The sequence below is a fragment of the Carbonicoccus niuqiaonis genome (assembly GCF_050157065.1).
Lineage (GTDB): Bacteria > Actinomycetota > Actinomycetes > Propionibacteriales > Propionibacteriaceae > Avipropionibacterium.
This window is the reverse complement of the sequence record NZ_CP189573.1, coordinates 3,042,726-3,056,144: the sequence shown is the minus strand read 5'-3', so window position 1 is coordinate 3,056,144 and position 13,419 is coordinate 3,042,726. Positions and strand designations below refer to the sequence as shown.

11 protein-coding genes are annotated in these 13,419 nt (G+C 70.6%); 6 read left to right on the top strand and 5 right to left on the bottom strand.

Going from position 1 to position 13,419, the window contains the following annotated elements; all coding sequences use genetic code 11:
• Nucleotides 1–15: 15 nt before the first annotated feature.
• Nucleotides 16–1,278 (bottom strand): serine/threonine-protein kinase, encoded by a 1,263-nt coding sequence (locus tag ACQBAU_RS13985; protein WP_434548436.1) that lies wholly within the window; start codon nucleotides 1,276–1,278, stop codon nucleotides 16–18.
• A 172-nt stretch (nucleotides 1,279–1,450) separates the two neighbouring features.
• Nucleotides 1,451–2,533 (bottom strand): hypothetical protein, encoded by a 1,083-nt coding sequence (locus ACQBAU_RS13980; protein WP_434548437.1) that lies wholly within the window; start codon nucleotides 2,531–2,533, stop codon nucleotides 1,451–1,453.
• A gap of 173 nt (nucleotides 2,534–2,706) precedes the next feature.
• Between ACQBAU_RS13980 and ACQBAU_RS13975 the strand changes: the two genes are divergently transcribed.
• Nucleotides 2,707–3,522, top strand: a complete 816-nt coding sequence (locus tag ACQBAU_RS13975; protein WP_434548438.1) for an RDD family protein — start codon at nucleotides 2,707–2,709, stop codon at nucleotides 3,520–3,522.
• Here ACQBAU_RS13975 and ACQBAU_RS13970 read toward each other — a convergent pair.
• The 3 genes from ACQBAU_RS13970 to ACQBAU_RS13960 are packed head-to-tail and all read right to left on the bottom strand — an operon-like array spanning nucleotide 3,514 to nucleotide 6,433.
• Entirely contained in the window at nucleotides 3,514–4,407 is an 894-nt protein-coding gene (locus tag ACQBAU_RS13970) for a hypothetical protein (protein WP_465255961.1), read from the bottom strand. The genes ACQBAU_RS13975 and ACQBAU_RS13970 overlap by 9 nt on opposite strands.
• A 53-nt stretch (nucleotides 4,408–4,460) precedes the next feature.
• Complete coding sequence (locus ACQBAU_RS13965; protein ID WP_434548440.1) at nucleotides 4,461–5,039, bottom strand: isochorismatase family protein; 579 nt, start codon at nucleotides 5,037–5,039, stop codon at nucleotides 4,461–4,463.
• A gap of 2 nt (nucleotides 5,040–5,041) precedes the next feature.
• Nucleotides 5,042–6,433, bottom strand: a complete 1,392-nt coding sequence (locus tag ACQBAU_RS13960) for a nicotinate phosphoribosyltransferase (RefSeq protein ID WP_434548441.1) — start codon at nucleotides 6,431–6,433, stop codon at nucleotides 5,042–5,044.
• Nucleotides 6,434–6,625: 192 nt separating this feature from the next.
• Between ACQBAU_RS13960 and clpS the strand changes: the two genes are divergently transcribed.
• The 5 genes from clpS to ACQBAU_RS13935 all read left to right on the top strand — a co-directional run bounded on the left by clpS (nucleotide 6,626) and on the right by ACQBAU_RS13935 (nucleotide 13,413).
• Complete coding sequence (gene clpS / locus ACQBAU_RS13955; protein ID WP_434548442.1) at nucleotides 6,626–6,949, top strand: ATP-dependent Clp protease adapter ClpS; 324 nt, start codon at nucleotides 6,626–6,628, stop codon at nucleotides 6,947–6,949.
• Nucleotides 6,946–7,533, top strand: coding sequence for a DUF2017 domain-containing protein (locus ACQBAU_RS13950; RefSeq protein WP_465255960.1), 588 nt, complete (start codon nucleotides 6,946–6,948; stop codon nucleotides 7,531–7,533). The genes clpS and ACQBAU_RS13950 overlap by 4 nt, the downstream gene beginning before the upstream one ends.
• Complete coding sequence (gene murI, locus ACQBAU_RS13945; RefSeq protein WP_465255959.1) at nucleotides 7,530–8,345, top strand: glutamate racemase; 816 nt, start codon at nucleotides 7,530–7,532, stop codon at nucleotides 8,343–8,345. Before ACQBAU_RS13950 ends, murI begins: the two co-directional genes overlap by 4 nt.
• 191 nt (nucleotides 8,346–8,536) lie before the next feature.
• Nucleotides 8,537–12,283: a heparinase II/III domain-containing protein gene (locus ACQBAU_RS13940; RefSeq protein ID WP_465255958.1), complete on the top strand. Its 3,747-nt coding sequence runs from the start codon at nucleotides 8,537–8,539 to the stop codon at nucleotides 12,281–12,283.
• Between the two features lie 20 nt (nucleotides 12,284–12,303).
• Nucleotides 12,304–13,413 carry an SGNH/GDSL hydrolase family protein gene (locus ACQBAU_RS13935; protein WP_465255957.1) on the top strand — a complete coding sequence of 370 codons (1,110 nt, stop codon included), beginning with the start codon at nucleotides 12,304–12,306 and terminating at the stop codon, nucleotides 13,411–13,413.
• Nucleotides 13,414–13,419: the final 6 nt, after the last annotated feature.

Below are 13,419 nucleotides of genomic sequence, written 5' to 3'. Positions count from 1 at the left end.
CCGGGTGGGCCGGAATCAGCCCGACAGGGCGACGATCGTGATCAACAGCGACACGGTGAACAGTGCCAGCGCCGAGACCAGCACCAAGATGTAGAACCACATCGACCGGCCCTGGCGTTCCTCGCCGGAGCTCGGTTCCGGCAGCCCCTGCGGTGCGCCCCCGTGGGGGGACGACCCGTACTGCGAAGCCCCGAACGGGGACGCCTCGTACTGTGACCCCCCGTACTGGGAGGCGCCGGCCTGCGAGCTGCCGTACTGCGAGGCCCCGAACGGGGAGCCCCCGCCGGCGAACGGGTCGGTCGTGGCCCCGAAGGTGGGTGGGACGTTGCCCCCCGTCACCGACGTGTGCTGGGCGGCCTGCCAGGTCGCCTGGCTGGCGGGAGCCAGGCTGCCCGGGGAGCTCGAGCCGCCGGTCCCGCCGGTGCCGCCGCCGAAGCTGGGGCCCGAACCCTGCGAGCCGGACCGCAGCTGGTCGGCGACCTCGTCCAGTGCGTTGCCCAGCTGCAGGGCGGTCCGCGGCCGCAACCCGGGCTGCGGGGCCAGCGAGGACTGGAGCACCGCGTCCAGCATCGGGGGAGCGCCGATCGCCTCGGCGATCGGCTCGGCCTTCGCATTGGGGTCACGGGCCAACAGGTCGGCCAGCGTCCGGACCGGGAACGGCGGCCGTCCGGTCAGCATGGCGTACGTCACCGCCGCCAGTGAGTAGATGTCGGCCCGGTGGTCGAGGGTGCCGACGCCGGTGGCCTGCTCGAGCGCCATGTAGGCCGGCGTTCCGGCCGTCATCGTCGCGCCGACCAGGTCGACCATCGACTTCGCGACGCCGAGGTCGGCGATCAACACGTTGACCCCGCCATCCTTCGACTTGTGCAGCAGCACGTTGCCCGGGGTGACGTCGCGGTGGATGATGTCGTTGCTGTGCAGCACGTGCAGCGCCCGGGACGCCTCGGCGCACAGCCGCAACGCGAGCTGCGGCGGGATGCCCTGCTTGCGGAGGTCCTCCAACGATCCGCCGTCGGCGAAGTCCATCACGAAGTAGGGACGACCGTCGTCGAGCGAGCCGATGTCGTACACCCGCACGATCCGCCCGTCACGGATCTTGCGCATGATCCGCGCCTCGGTCAGGAAGCGGTTGCGAACGTCCTCGTTGTCGGACCAGTTGTCGGCCAGCACCTTCACCGCGACCGGCACGTCGAGGTCGTCGTCATGGCCCTTCCAGACGGTCGCGAACGACCCGGCGCCGAGGCGCCCGGTCAGTCGGTAGCGACCGATCTTGTCCATGCCCTGCCCTTCAGCCCTTCGTCGTCGCGCGAGTCCGCCCCGCTCATGTCCGTGCCCCAGTGTGTCGTGCCCGGTGCTGCGACGTCAGGTGGCCCCGCGAAAGGGCAGGCCGGACACACAAGTGTCCATGCTAGCGGGGCCACGGCCAAGTGCGTGGGTGCGCGGACGGGCCTCAGCCCGGCCGGGAGGCGAACCTGAGCTGCCACATGCCGTCAAGGTCGCTGACCCGGAAGCCCAGGGCCACGTTGATCGCGAGCATCGGGCCGTTCTCGTCGGCATTCCAGGTGTGGACGCGTTCCCGACCCGGTGACACCGACCGCATCGCGGCCAGGTTGTTGGCCTTCACCCACGTGCCGAGCCGGTGGCCCCGGTGGTCACCGTGGACCAGGGTGTCGAACTGGAAGGCCGCGCCCTCGGGCGAGCTCGGCAGGGCGAGCACGGTGTACGCGACGAGCTCGCCCGAGCTGCGGTGTCGGGCGGCCGCGGTCAGCAGGTGCGCCATCGTCTCGACGTTCAGGGTGTCCTGACGCTCGACGCGGGCGGCGTCCCACTCCTCCTCCTGGAAGTCCATGTCGCCGATCGGCACGTCCACGCTCATCCGGTTGCGGAGTCGAGCCATCGAGTCGCGCAGCTCCACCGGGGTCACCCCGCGCCAGTGCAGCACCTCGTAGTCGTCCCCGGCGTGCCGGGCGGCCGCCAACTCCTGGTCGGCCCAGCCGTCGGTGTGCTCGGCGACCACCAAGGTGCTGTGACGCTCGATCTGCACGAAGTCGAAGCCGAGCGCACGCATGGCGCGGCAGGTGTCGTCGACCGGGATCGCGCCCGAGCCGGTCCCGGGGACGGCGACCTCATCCCCCTCGGCGGGAGCGCGGTGCTCGGTGAACACCGACGCGGTGTGGCGGCCGCGGTCGAGCAACCGGGGGCGGACGTGGTCCCACAGGGCGCGCCGCACCACCGTCTGGTCGGCCGTCGGGTCGACGCTGATGTCGAGGTGACCGAGGTGGGTGTTGTCGTTGCGTGGCAACTCGACCATCGCGTGGCCGACGAGGTCCGCGCCGACCCGGGCGACCACCCACCACTTCTCCTCATCGGTCTGCTCCGCGTAGCGCCGCGCCGCAGGACCCGACGGAGTCGCCAGGTCGTCGTGTCCGCGCATCGCGAGTTGGGCACGACGAGTCAGCTCGACGCACTCGTCGATCAGCGGGGTGGGCTCGCCGGGACGCGGTACCGCGATGTCGCACAGGGTGATCGTCACGTTCGCCCAGTCTGGTGCGACCGGGGCCGACCCGCCACCGAATATCTCACCCGGGCCCACGGGGGTCCTACGGCGGTCCTACGGCGGTCCTGCGGCGGGTCAGGGCCGATCCACCCCGTCCCGCCGACCGGTGCCGGGCGGCGGGACGGGGTGGGCGTGGCAGACTCCACGGGGTGAGTGAGGAGATCCCTGTCGGCAGTCCGCCCGCACCGCCGGGGCGGCATGCCGCGCCCGGTGGCTGGTACGCCGACCCCGTCGACGAGGCCCGCGAACGCTACTGGGACGGCTGGCAGTGGTCGCGGCAGACCCGGGAAGCCGAGGCTCGGCACGGCAGGACCCGACCCGTTGCGGCGGAGCCGACGCCGGCCCCGGCCGGGCAGAACGCGCCGGGTGCCCGCGGGGCCGGGAACCCACCCGAGGTCCAGGTCGGTGGCGACGGCCGGCCGGTTGCGCAGACGATGACCGCCGACGGGGTCCGGCTGGCGGGCTGGTGGCATCGGGCCGGCGCGATCCTGATCGACTGGTTGCTGGTCGGCCTCATCATCAACCTGTCGCTGATGTCGATCTACCTCCGGGTGAGCGAGCGGCTGCAGCCGCTCATGGAACAGATGTTCACCGAGGCGTTGGAAGGGCGGGCGGTGACCCCGCTGAACGTGGCGGAGGTGATGTCGGCCCAAGAGCAGTTGATCATCTCGATGGTGACCGTCGGGATCGGCCTGTGCTACAACGCGTTGTTGTTGAAGTGGCGCGGTGCGACGGTGGGAAAGATGATCACCGGGCTGCGGGTGGTGCCGACCGGTGAGGGCCGGGCGGTGCCGGGCCTGACCTGGCGGGCCGCCGTCCTGCGCGCCGTGATCTGGGTGGTGCCGGCCCAGCACGCCTGCCTGTTGCCGGTCCGCGTCATCGACGTGGTGATGCCGGTACGACATCCGCTGCGCCAGGCCCTGCACGACATGGTCGCCGGGACGCAGGTGATCAGGTCACGCTGAGTCGGGATCGCCCTGCCCGGCGAGGAATCCTGCCCGCCGCAGGCCGGTGACGAGTTCGCCCGGCCGGGAGCAACCCAGGCCGCGCAGCCGACGCCGGACGCGACCGATCAGCAGGTCGTCCCAGCCGGCGACCGAGTCGGCCGGAGCCGACGAGGTGTCGGCGAGCAGGGCCGCGACGTCATCATGATCAACATCGTCGATCACACCCACCAGGGCGGTGAGGACGTTCAACACCCCCGGTCGCTCCGGGCCCTCCCTCGTGACCGGCTGCAGCGCGCCACCGTCGAGCAGGAAGGGAAGGTCAGCCTCCACGTACGCCCGGACCAGCTCCAACCACGCCCCGGGTGGTGCCGGGTTCGCCGAGGCCGCCGGTAGCCGCACCAGACCGGACAAACCCTCGGCCTCGACGGCCTCGACCGCCGCCTGCCAGCCGAGCCCGGCCGGGATCTCCACGTACACCGTCACCTCGTCGGTCAACTCGCGGGCCGCCATCGCCACCCGGGCGGCATTGCCGGCGAGGTCGTCCAGGTCACGCAGGGTGGAGACGACCGACCCGAGGTGGAGGTCGTCGAAGGACCGTGCGGCCAGCGCGGTCAGGCCACCGGCACCGGAGGTGTTCACCGCACACACCTCGACCGGGCCGACCCCGGCGCGACCGAACGCGGTGGCCACCTTGGCGAGGGCGTCGTCGGGGACCACGAACGGGCCGACGGCGTGGCCGTACGGGGCCTGTCGGTGTTCGACGTGCTCGGCGACCGCCCGGTCGACCGGTGCCGGATCCGTACCGGTCGGGGCGGTGTCGTGCGTCGGTGCCGTGCCGTGCATCGGTGTCGTGCCGTGCACGAGCGCGGTGTCGTACAGCAAGGCGTCCCACAAGGCATCCATCACCTCAGGTTAGCCAGTGACCGCCGCCCTCGACGAGGGCAGCGGCGGGGAGCTCAGTCGACCACGACGACGCCGGCGTCGCGCAGTTCCCGCAGCGTCTCCGGCAGCCGATCGGGGGAGACCGCGGCGGTCAACGACGTGAGCACCCGGGTCGCGAAACCCTCGCGTACGGCGTCGAGTGCGGTCGCCCGGACACAGTGATCGGTGGCGATGCCGACCACGTCGACCCGTTCGACCTTGTGCTCGTGCAGCCATGGGGCGAGGCGGGTGCCGTCATGATCACCCTCGAAGCCGGAGTAGGCGGCCGAGTAGTTGCCCTTGTCGAACACCGCATCGAAGTTGCGGAACCCCAGCTGGTCGGTGAACTCCGAGCCGGGGGTACCGACAACGCAGTGGGGTGGCCAGGAGTCCACGTAGTCAGGGTTGTCGGAGAAGTGGTCCCCCGGGTCGATGTGCCGGTCGCGGGTGGCGAGGACGTGGTCGTACCCGTGATCGGTGAACAGCAGCTCGGTGATCCCGCGGGCACAGGCGTGGCCGCCGGTCACGGCGAGCGAACCGCCCTCGCAGAAGTCGTTCTGCACGTCGACCACGACCAACGCCGAGGTGGTCGGGGCGGCGGGGTCGTACGTCATGATCACTCCAGTCCGGTACGGGCGCTGGCCTCGGTGACGACGTCCCCGTCGGGTTCGATCCACTGGGTCTCGATCACCGGCTCACCGCGCGACATCTTCCTTGCCTGCAAGGGTAGCTCGGCCAACGCGGCCCGATGTCGCTCCCGGGCGGTGGTGAGGTCCTCGCCGTGCACGATCTCACCGTCGACGACGAACGGCACCAACAGCGGCCGGTCGTTGTGGTCGGACTCGGGCGGGTCACCGATCCCGATCACCTCGTGGGTGGCGATGCCGCGATCGTCCAGCCGCCGCATCGCGTACTTGCGGCCGCCGATGCTGACCTTGCCCGTGCTGGCCTTGGCGACCGCCCGCAGCGGTGCCCCCGGCTCGTCGGTGTCGGCGCGCGCCACCAGCTTGTAGACGAATCCGCAGGTGGGGTGACCCGACCCGGTGACCAGGGCGGTGCCGACGCCGTACCCGTCGACCGGGGCGCCCGACAGTGCCGCGATCTGGTACTCGTCCAGGTCGGAGGTGACGATGATCTTGGTCCGCGTCGCGCCCAACTCGTCGAGCAGGGCGCGCATCTGCTTGGCGACCTCGCCCAGGTCACCGGAGTCGAGCCGGATCGCGCCGAGGCGGCCCTCGGTGAGCCGCACCCCGGTCCGGACCGCCGTCTCGAGGTCGTAGGTGTCGACCAACAAGGTGGTGTCCTCGCCGAGGGCGGCGAGCTGGGCGGCGAACGCCTCCTCCTCGGAGTTGTGCAGCAGGGTGAACGAGTGCGCGGCGGTGCCCGTGGTCGGCACCCCGTAACGGCGGCCGGCCTCCAGGTTGGAGGTCGCCTCGAAACCGGCGACGTAGGCGGCCCGGGCGGCGGCCACCGCCGACAACTCCTGGGTGCGGCGGGCCCCCATCTCGATGCAGGGTCGACCCTCGGCGGTGACGATCATCCGGGAGGCCGCCGAGGCGATCGCGGAGTCGTGGTTGTAGATGCTGAGCAGCACCGTCTCCAACAGGACGCACTCGGCGAAGCTGCCCTCCACCACCAGCAGCGGGGAGTAGGGGAAGTAGACCTCGCCCTCGGGGTAGCCCCAGATGTTGCCGGTGAACCGGTAGTCGGCGAGGTGGTCGGCGGTGGGCCGGTCGACGACGTCGGTCTCGAGCAGGAACCGGATCGACTCCTCGTCGAACCGGAACGCCCGCAGGGCCCGCAACGCCCGGCCCACCCCGGCGACGACGCCGTACCGGCGGCCGGTGGGCAGCCGTCGGGGGAACAGTTCGAAGATGCTGGGTCGCAGGGCCGTCCCGGCCTTCAGCGCGGCCCGCAGCATGGTCAGCTCGTAGTGGTCGGTGAGCAGGGCGGTGGTGGGGATCTCGCTGGGCCCCCACGGTCCGCCGGCCGACTGGTCTGGCGCCATGGGGTCAACGTAGTCGAGGCCGGGCCGCCGCCACCAGCACCGCACCCGGGGGTGGCGTCGTGCGAAGGGGCGCTGTGGCGACGTCGGTGGACGTCAGCTCCACGTGTGTCGCTGTGGCGCCCCTTTTCACGACGGCCCCGGTGCCGGGCGGCGTGTTGGGCGCAGCCGTCGGAGTTTGCGACAATGGCAGGCATGTCAACACCCATCCCCGACCCCCCGACGACGACCCCCGCCGGCGGCACCGCCGTCGCGGAGCGGCCCGTCGAGGACCAGTTGGCGCAGACCCCGTGGGTCACGATCGTGTGGGACGACCCGGTCAACCTGATGTCGTACGTCACCCACGTGTTCACCAGCTACTTCAAGTACCCCAAGGCCAAGGCCGAGAAGTTGATGATGACGGTGCACAACGAGGGCAAGGCGATCGTGTCGTCCGGCGGCCGAGAGCAGATGGAGCGCGACGTGGCGGCGATGCACGACTACGGGTTGTGGGCGACGATGGACAAGGCGGAGGCGTGAAGCGGTTCGTTCGCAAGCAGGGCGTCGTGACCACCGCGATGAGCGCTGGCGAGGTGGACCTGCTCGACTCCTTGGTCAGCCAACTCGTCGACCTGCTGAACGAGACCGACCCACAGGCCGGTGAGGAGTCCCCGACCGACGGCGGCGATGCCGACGACCCGTTCGCCCTGTGGGCGCGCGACCTGCAGTCCGAGCCCGATGACCCGGAGGTGTCGGAGGACCCGGTGGTGCAACGGCTGTTCCCCAACGCCTACCCGCACGACTCGCACGCCTCGTCCGACTTCCGCCGGTTCACCGAGCGGGAGATGCGGTCCGCCAAGATCCAGGCCGCCAACACCGTCCGTGCCGGGCTGGCCGCCACCCGGTCCGGGAGCGAGCCCGTGCGGGTCGCCGATGCGGATGTCGACGACTGGCTGAAGACGTTGACCAGCGTCCGGTTGAGCCTGGCCGCGCGGCTCGGCATCGACGACGCCGAAAGCGCCGAACAACTGTCGAACCTCGCCGACGACGACCCCCGCGCCTTCGTGGTGAGCGTGTACGACTGGTTGGGCTTCGCCCAGGAGACGATGATCGAGGCGCTGTGAATCCGGCCGCGCAGCCACCGGGGACGTCGGCACCGATCGGCATCTTCGACTCCGGGTTCGGTGGCCTGACCGTCGCCCGGGCGGTGATCGACCAACTGCCCGGCGAGGACGTGGTGTACGTGGGCGACTCGGCCCGCGCACCGTACGGCGAACAGCCCGTCGGGCAGGTGCGGGAATACGCCCTGGAGTGCCTCGACCTGTTGGTCGACCAGGGCGTGAAGGTGCTGGTGATCGCCTGCAACTCCGCGAGCGCGGCCGTGCTGGCCGACGCCCGCGAGCGGTACGCCGTCCCGGTGGTCGAGGTGATCCGGCCGGCCGCCCGGCGGGCCGTCGGCACCACCCGGTCAGGCCGGGTCGGCGTCATCTGCACCGAGGCGACCGCCACCTCCCGGGCCTACGACGACGCCCTCGCGGTCGCGAGTGGGGTGACCCTGACCACCCGCGCCTGTCCGCGGTTCGTCGAGTTCGTCGAGGCCGGGGTGACCGCCGGCGACGAACTGGTCGGGCTGGCCCGGGAGTACCTGGCGCCGCTGCAGGCCGCGGAGATCGACACGCTGATCCTCGGCTGCACCCACTACCCGCTGCTGACCGGGGTGATCGCCCACGTGCTCGGTGAGGACGTCACCTTGGTGTCGAGTGCGGAGGAGTGTGCCCAGCAGACCTGGTCGGTGCTGGCCGGGCTCGACCTGCTGCACACCACACCCCGCGACGCGCGGCATCGCTTCTTCACCACCGGGTCGACCGAACAGTTCACCCGACTCGGGCAGCGGCTGATGGGCGACTGGGTACGCGACGTCCAACAGTTCCTCTGACGGGCAGGCGTCCCCGTTGGGGGTGTGCCGATGTGCCGGACCCCTTGTCGATGCTGCTGCCGGAACAGCTAGCATCCAGCGCAACTGCCCGCGGGACCCGCTCGAAACGGGTTCCTACGGCTTGTCCCCGACAATCTCAATCTCGACAACGATGTGGAGTTGCAGTGACGCACCCCCAGAACCGTCCTTCCTTGAGCCCCACGTCCTTGAGCCCCACGTCCTGGAGCCGCCGTACGGTGCTGCGCACGGGCGGTGCGCTCGCCCTTGCGGCTTCAAGCGGCATCGCTTGGCGCCAGGTGGCGGTGCAGGCTGCCCCGGTGGCGAACTCGCTGGTGCCCAACGGTGACTTCGAGCAGCTGGTGAACGGCTTTCCCACGTCGTGGCGGCAGTTCAACACCGCAGTTCCCGCGAGCCGGGTCAGCTCGCCGGTTCGCTCCGGAGCCAGCGCCGTCAGGTTGCTCGACGACACCAGCGCCGCCATGGGGTTGCGCAGTGACCGGGTGCTGATCAATGCCGGGAAGGCACACGAAGCAACGTTCTGGGTCCACGTCACCAGCGGCAGTCCACAGGTGTACCTGGAGTTCTGGAACGAGGCCCTCACCCGGATCCACGTCGAGACGGTGAAGGTGCTCGGCCACGCGGACTGGCAACTCGTGACGATCAGGGCGGTCGCGCCCGACGACGCCGCTCGGGCGAGCCTGCTGATCTACAGCTCGTCGACCAACGTCGGTGACGCGACCTTCGACGACGTCGGACTGCGTGAGCTCACCGCCGCTGAGCTGCTCGACGTGCCGAACGCCGACTTCGAACAGGTTGCCGGTGGCGTACCGTCGGCGTGGAGCCAGTGGGTGGCGTCGGTGCCGTACGACAGTTCCGACACCGTCAGGCACGGCGGGGAGCGCAGTGCGCACTATGCGACCCAGAGCTGGTCGGTGAAGGGTGGCCTGCGCAGCAGCCGGGTGCCGGTGACGGCCGGCCTGCGCTACAACGCCGAAGTCCAGACCCGCGCCGCACAAGGCGGTCCCGTGCTCGGGTTGGAGTTCTGGGACGCCGGCAACACCCGGCTGGCGGCCTATTTCTGTTCACCGGGACGCCGCAGTGATCAGTGGTACTCGCTGTCGACGGTGGCCACGGCACCCGTCGGTGCGGTGACCGCCAGCGTGATGCTCTACTCCACGACGGCGCCGACCGAGGTCTGGTACGACGACGTCGTGATCACCGAGGTGACGGCCGAGCCGGTACGGGAGCACCCGATCCAGGTGACCGGCCACCCGCGCTACAACCTGGGCCCCGACGACGTGCCCAGGCTGCGCCAACTCGTCAACCGCACCGAACCCAACGCCCTCGGCCTGGTGGGACAGCAACTGGCAACGGCGGTGATCACGAAGGCCGAGGGCTTCGTGGCCGAGACGTCGATCACGCTGCGGTACTACAACGGCCACGAGGTGACCTATCCGGCGCCCCCGACGCAGCCCGCCCCGATGCCACCACCCCCAGGCTTCACCGGCAAGTACCCCTACTGGGCCGCCCTGGGGTTGGCGGTGCGCACGCGGCTCGACACCTTGGCCTGTGCCTACACGTTGACCGGTCGGGCCGACTTCGCCGACAAGATCTCCGCGTACGTGACCACGTTGGCCGGGTGGGACGCCTGGGCCGACCCACAGTTCGGGGTCGGGCCCGACCAGTTCACCGGGTACGTCACCCAGGCCGTCGCGACGGCGTACGACCAGATCCACGAGGCACTGACCGACACCGAACGGGCCCAGGTGGTCGAGACCCTTGCCGGTCGTGGCCTTGACCTGATCTTCGCCGACGGGGTCCCGGGTGGCGGACAGATCGGCGGTACCGCGCCGACGCTCGCCATGGGCGGCCTGGTGCTGCTCGGCGAGGACGACCGGGCCGACCGCTACCTGACCCGGGCCGAGGACATGTTCCGCGCATGGCTGGACTTCCGCGTCGAGTCGGGGCAGAACGAAGGCTTCCTCTACACCGCCTACTCGGCCAACCCGATGACCCGGTCGCTGGCAGCGATGGAGCGCGTCACCGGCGACACGTCGCTGTCGCGGCACCGGTTCCTGGCCGACGACGTGTGGCGGTGGATGCTGCACTCGATGGCGCCGGGGGCGGGGTGTGCCGCGTTCTCCGACGTACTCGCCCGTGGCTTCCTCGGCACGACGATGCACTACCTCAACCGGTTCCTCGACAACGGGTACGCGGGCTGGTTGCTCCGGGAGGTCGAGTTCGAGGACACCCACTGGGACCCGATGGACAAGATCTACTGGTACGCCGACGATGCCGTGGTGACCGCCCCGACGGAGCTGGCACCGTCGGCGGCGCTGCCCCTGGTGGGCGAGGCGCACCTGCGCAACGGCTTCACCGACGAGGACGCGCTGCTCTCCTTCCGTGCCGTCGATTCGACGTACGGCCACAACCACTACGACCAGAACAGTTTCCAACTGGCCATCGGCGGTGCCTGGTTGGGCCGGGACCCCGGTTACCGCGACCTCGGCACCGACGGTCCCACGGCGATGTTCAGTGCCCGCGACGGGCACAGCACGGTGCTGGTGGACGGTGAAGGGCAGACCCAGATGGGACAGGGCCTGCTCGACCGGGCCTTCCTCGGCAGTGGCTTCGACCATGTCCGCGGCCGTGCGGCCGGGGCGTACGTCCGTCCCGCCCTGTCACAGTTCGACCGGCACGTGATGCGGATCGGGCCCAACCGGTTCGTGCTGCTCGACAAGATCACGTCCGACGAGGCGCGCCGGTTGACCTTCCAACTGCTCCAGGGGCCGCTCTACCAGCAGCACGTGGGAGGCGCGCCGGTCGAGCGCGGCGACCGGGTGACCGGGACCGCGTTCCACGCCCACAACGGGGCCGGCGAACTGTGGGGGCACTCCAGTGACGGGGCGGACCAGACGATCGGTTTCGTGCAGTACGAAGGTGCCGAGCAGTACGGGCAGCTGTTGCAGATCGGCGGCGAGATCCCGGTCACCTCGGCAACCCGCATCACCACGATCGAGGTGTCTGCGGTACACGACGGGGCCTACCTGTCGGCTTCGGCGATGCAGGACCGGCTGGTGACCCCGGCCACGTTCATCCAGCACGCCGGCGTCACGATGCTGCGCAGTGAGGACGGCAACCTCGAGCTCGCGGTGAACGTACCTGCTGACGGGAGCTACGTCGTCGACTCGGTCTTCATGACCGGCTTCGGGTACGGGCACCCGTCCCTACTGGTCGACGGCCAGCCGTTGGGTGGGTCGTACGACCCGGGCTTCTTCGCCCTGGTGCCCGGCCCGGCGTTCCGCCACGGCACGATCGAGCTGACCGCGGGCGAGCACCGGTTGCGCTACCGGACCGAGCCGGGGTCGACCGGCGGTACGGCGGTGGCGGTGCAGTCACTGCGGGTCGTCCCCGCCGAACGGGCCGATCGGCAGCAGGACAACGGCCTCACCGCCGAGCACCTGACGGGGGAGGGCATCTCCGGGATCCACACCGTGGCCGACACCGAGGTCCGGACAGCCACCTTCTCGACCGCCGGGGACGTGGGCTGGACGAGTGAGTGGGCGGTCGCAGGCGAAGGGTCAGGCATCAAGCAGTTGAAGAGTCTGAGAACCGACGCCGAGGTGGCGGTCGTGCAGGTCGGCCGCGGCCGTGGCGCGGCGGCCCTGCACCGGATCGGGGCGATGCGGGTCACCCGGGTCGAGGTGGGCGGGGTGGTGCTGGCCTCGACCAGTGCACCCGTCGATCTCGCCGTCGATGCGAGCGAAGCCGGCCAGGTGGCGGTCGAGGTGACGGCGGACGTGGCCGGCAGCATCGAGTTGCGGATCGGTCGACGGGTGCGGTCGGCCGATGGCCGCCCGGTCCGGAACGGCCGCGACCCGCTCTCGATCGTGGTGGACGTTCCCGCCGGCCGTACCGATATCGTGCTGAACCGCTGACCCTGAGGAGTATCCACACCATGACGTCATCCGTCGATGCCGGGACCGCCCGCGCCATCAACGCCAACGAACTCGACCCGTACATGGCGGCGGCGCCGGGGTCGGAGCGGGAGCTGGCCTGGCTGTCCCCACGGAACGCGCCGTTCGAGGTCGACGGCCTCGGCTGGTACGCGACCGAGGGCATCTACCGCCGGCTCCCGGTGAACCCCGACTGGCCACTGCCCGAGGCGGTCGACCGGCTCGCCGACGCCACCGCCGGCGGCCAGCTGCGGTTCCGTACCGACTCCGCGGTGCTCGCGGTCAAGGTCGAGCTGGCCGGCCCGCCCAACATGAACCACATGCCGGCGACCGGGCAGTGCGGCGTCGACGCGTACGTCGGCGAGTGGGGTGCGCAGCGGTACTGGGGGACGGCCCGGCCGGTGCTGGACAGCTCCGACTACACCGCGATCGTGTTCGACGTCGACGCGAGCGAGATGCGTACGGTCACGCTCAACCTGCCGCTCTACCAGGGCGTGCGGGAGGTACTGATCGGCGTCGACCCCGGCGCGCAGGTGGCCGCACCGCCGCCGTTCACCGCTCCGGGACGGATCGTCGTGTACGGCACCTCGATCACCCAAGGCGGCTGTGCGACCCGACCGGGCATGGCGTGGCCCGGCATCGTGTCGCGTCGGCTCGGCCAGGAGGTGCTCAACCTCGGCTTCTCCGGCAACGGCAAGGGTGAACCCGAGGTGGCCCGCACCCTCGCGCAGTTGGACGACGTCGCCTGCTTCGTCCTCGACTACGAGACCAACGTGGCTGAGGCCGAGGACCTGCGGACCACGTTGACCGACTTCATCCCGATCCTGCGTGAACGGCACCCCGAGACCCCGATCCTGGTCGTCTCCAAGCCCGCGTTCCACCGGGAGGCGCACGCCGAACGACACCGGCAGGCCCGGATGGCACGCCGCGACATCCAGCGCGAGATCGTCGAACGGCACCGGGCCGCCGGTGACCGTCACGTCCACTTCCTCGACCAGGGCGACCTCGACATCGCCGAGGGGACCGTCGACGGGGTGCACCCCAGTGACCTCGGCTTCGTCCAGTTGGCCGACAGCATCGAGCCCGCCCTGCGGGAGGCGCTGGCCCGCTGATCACCG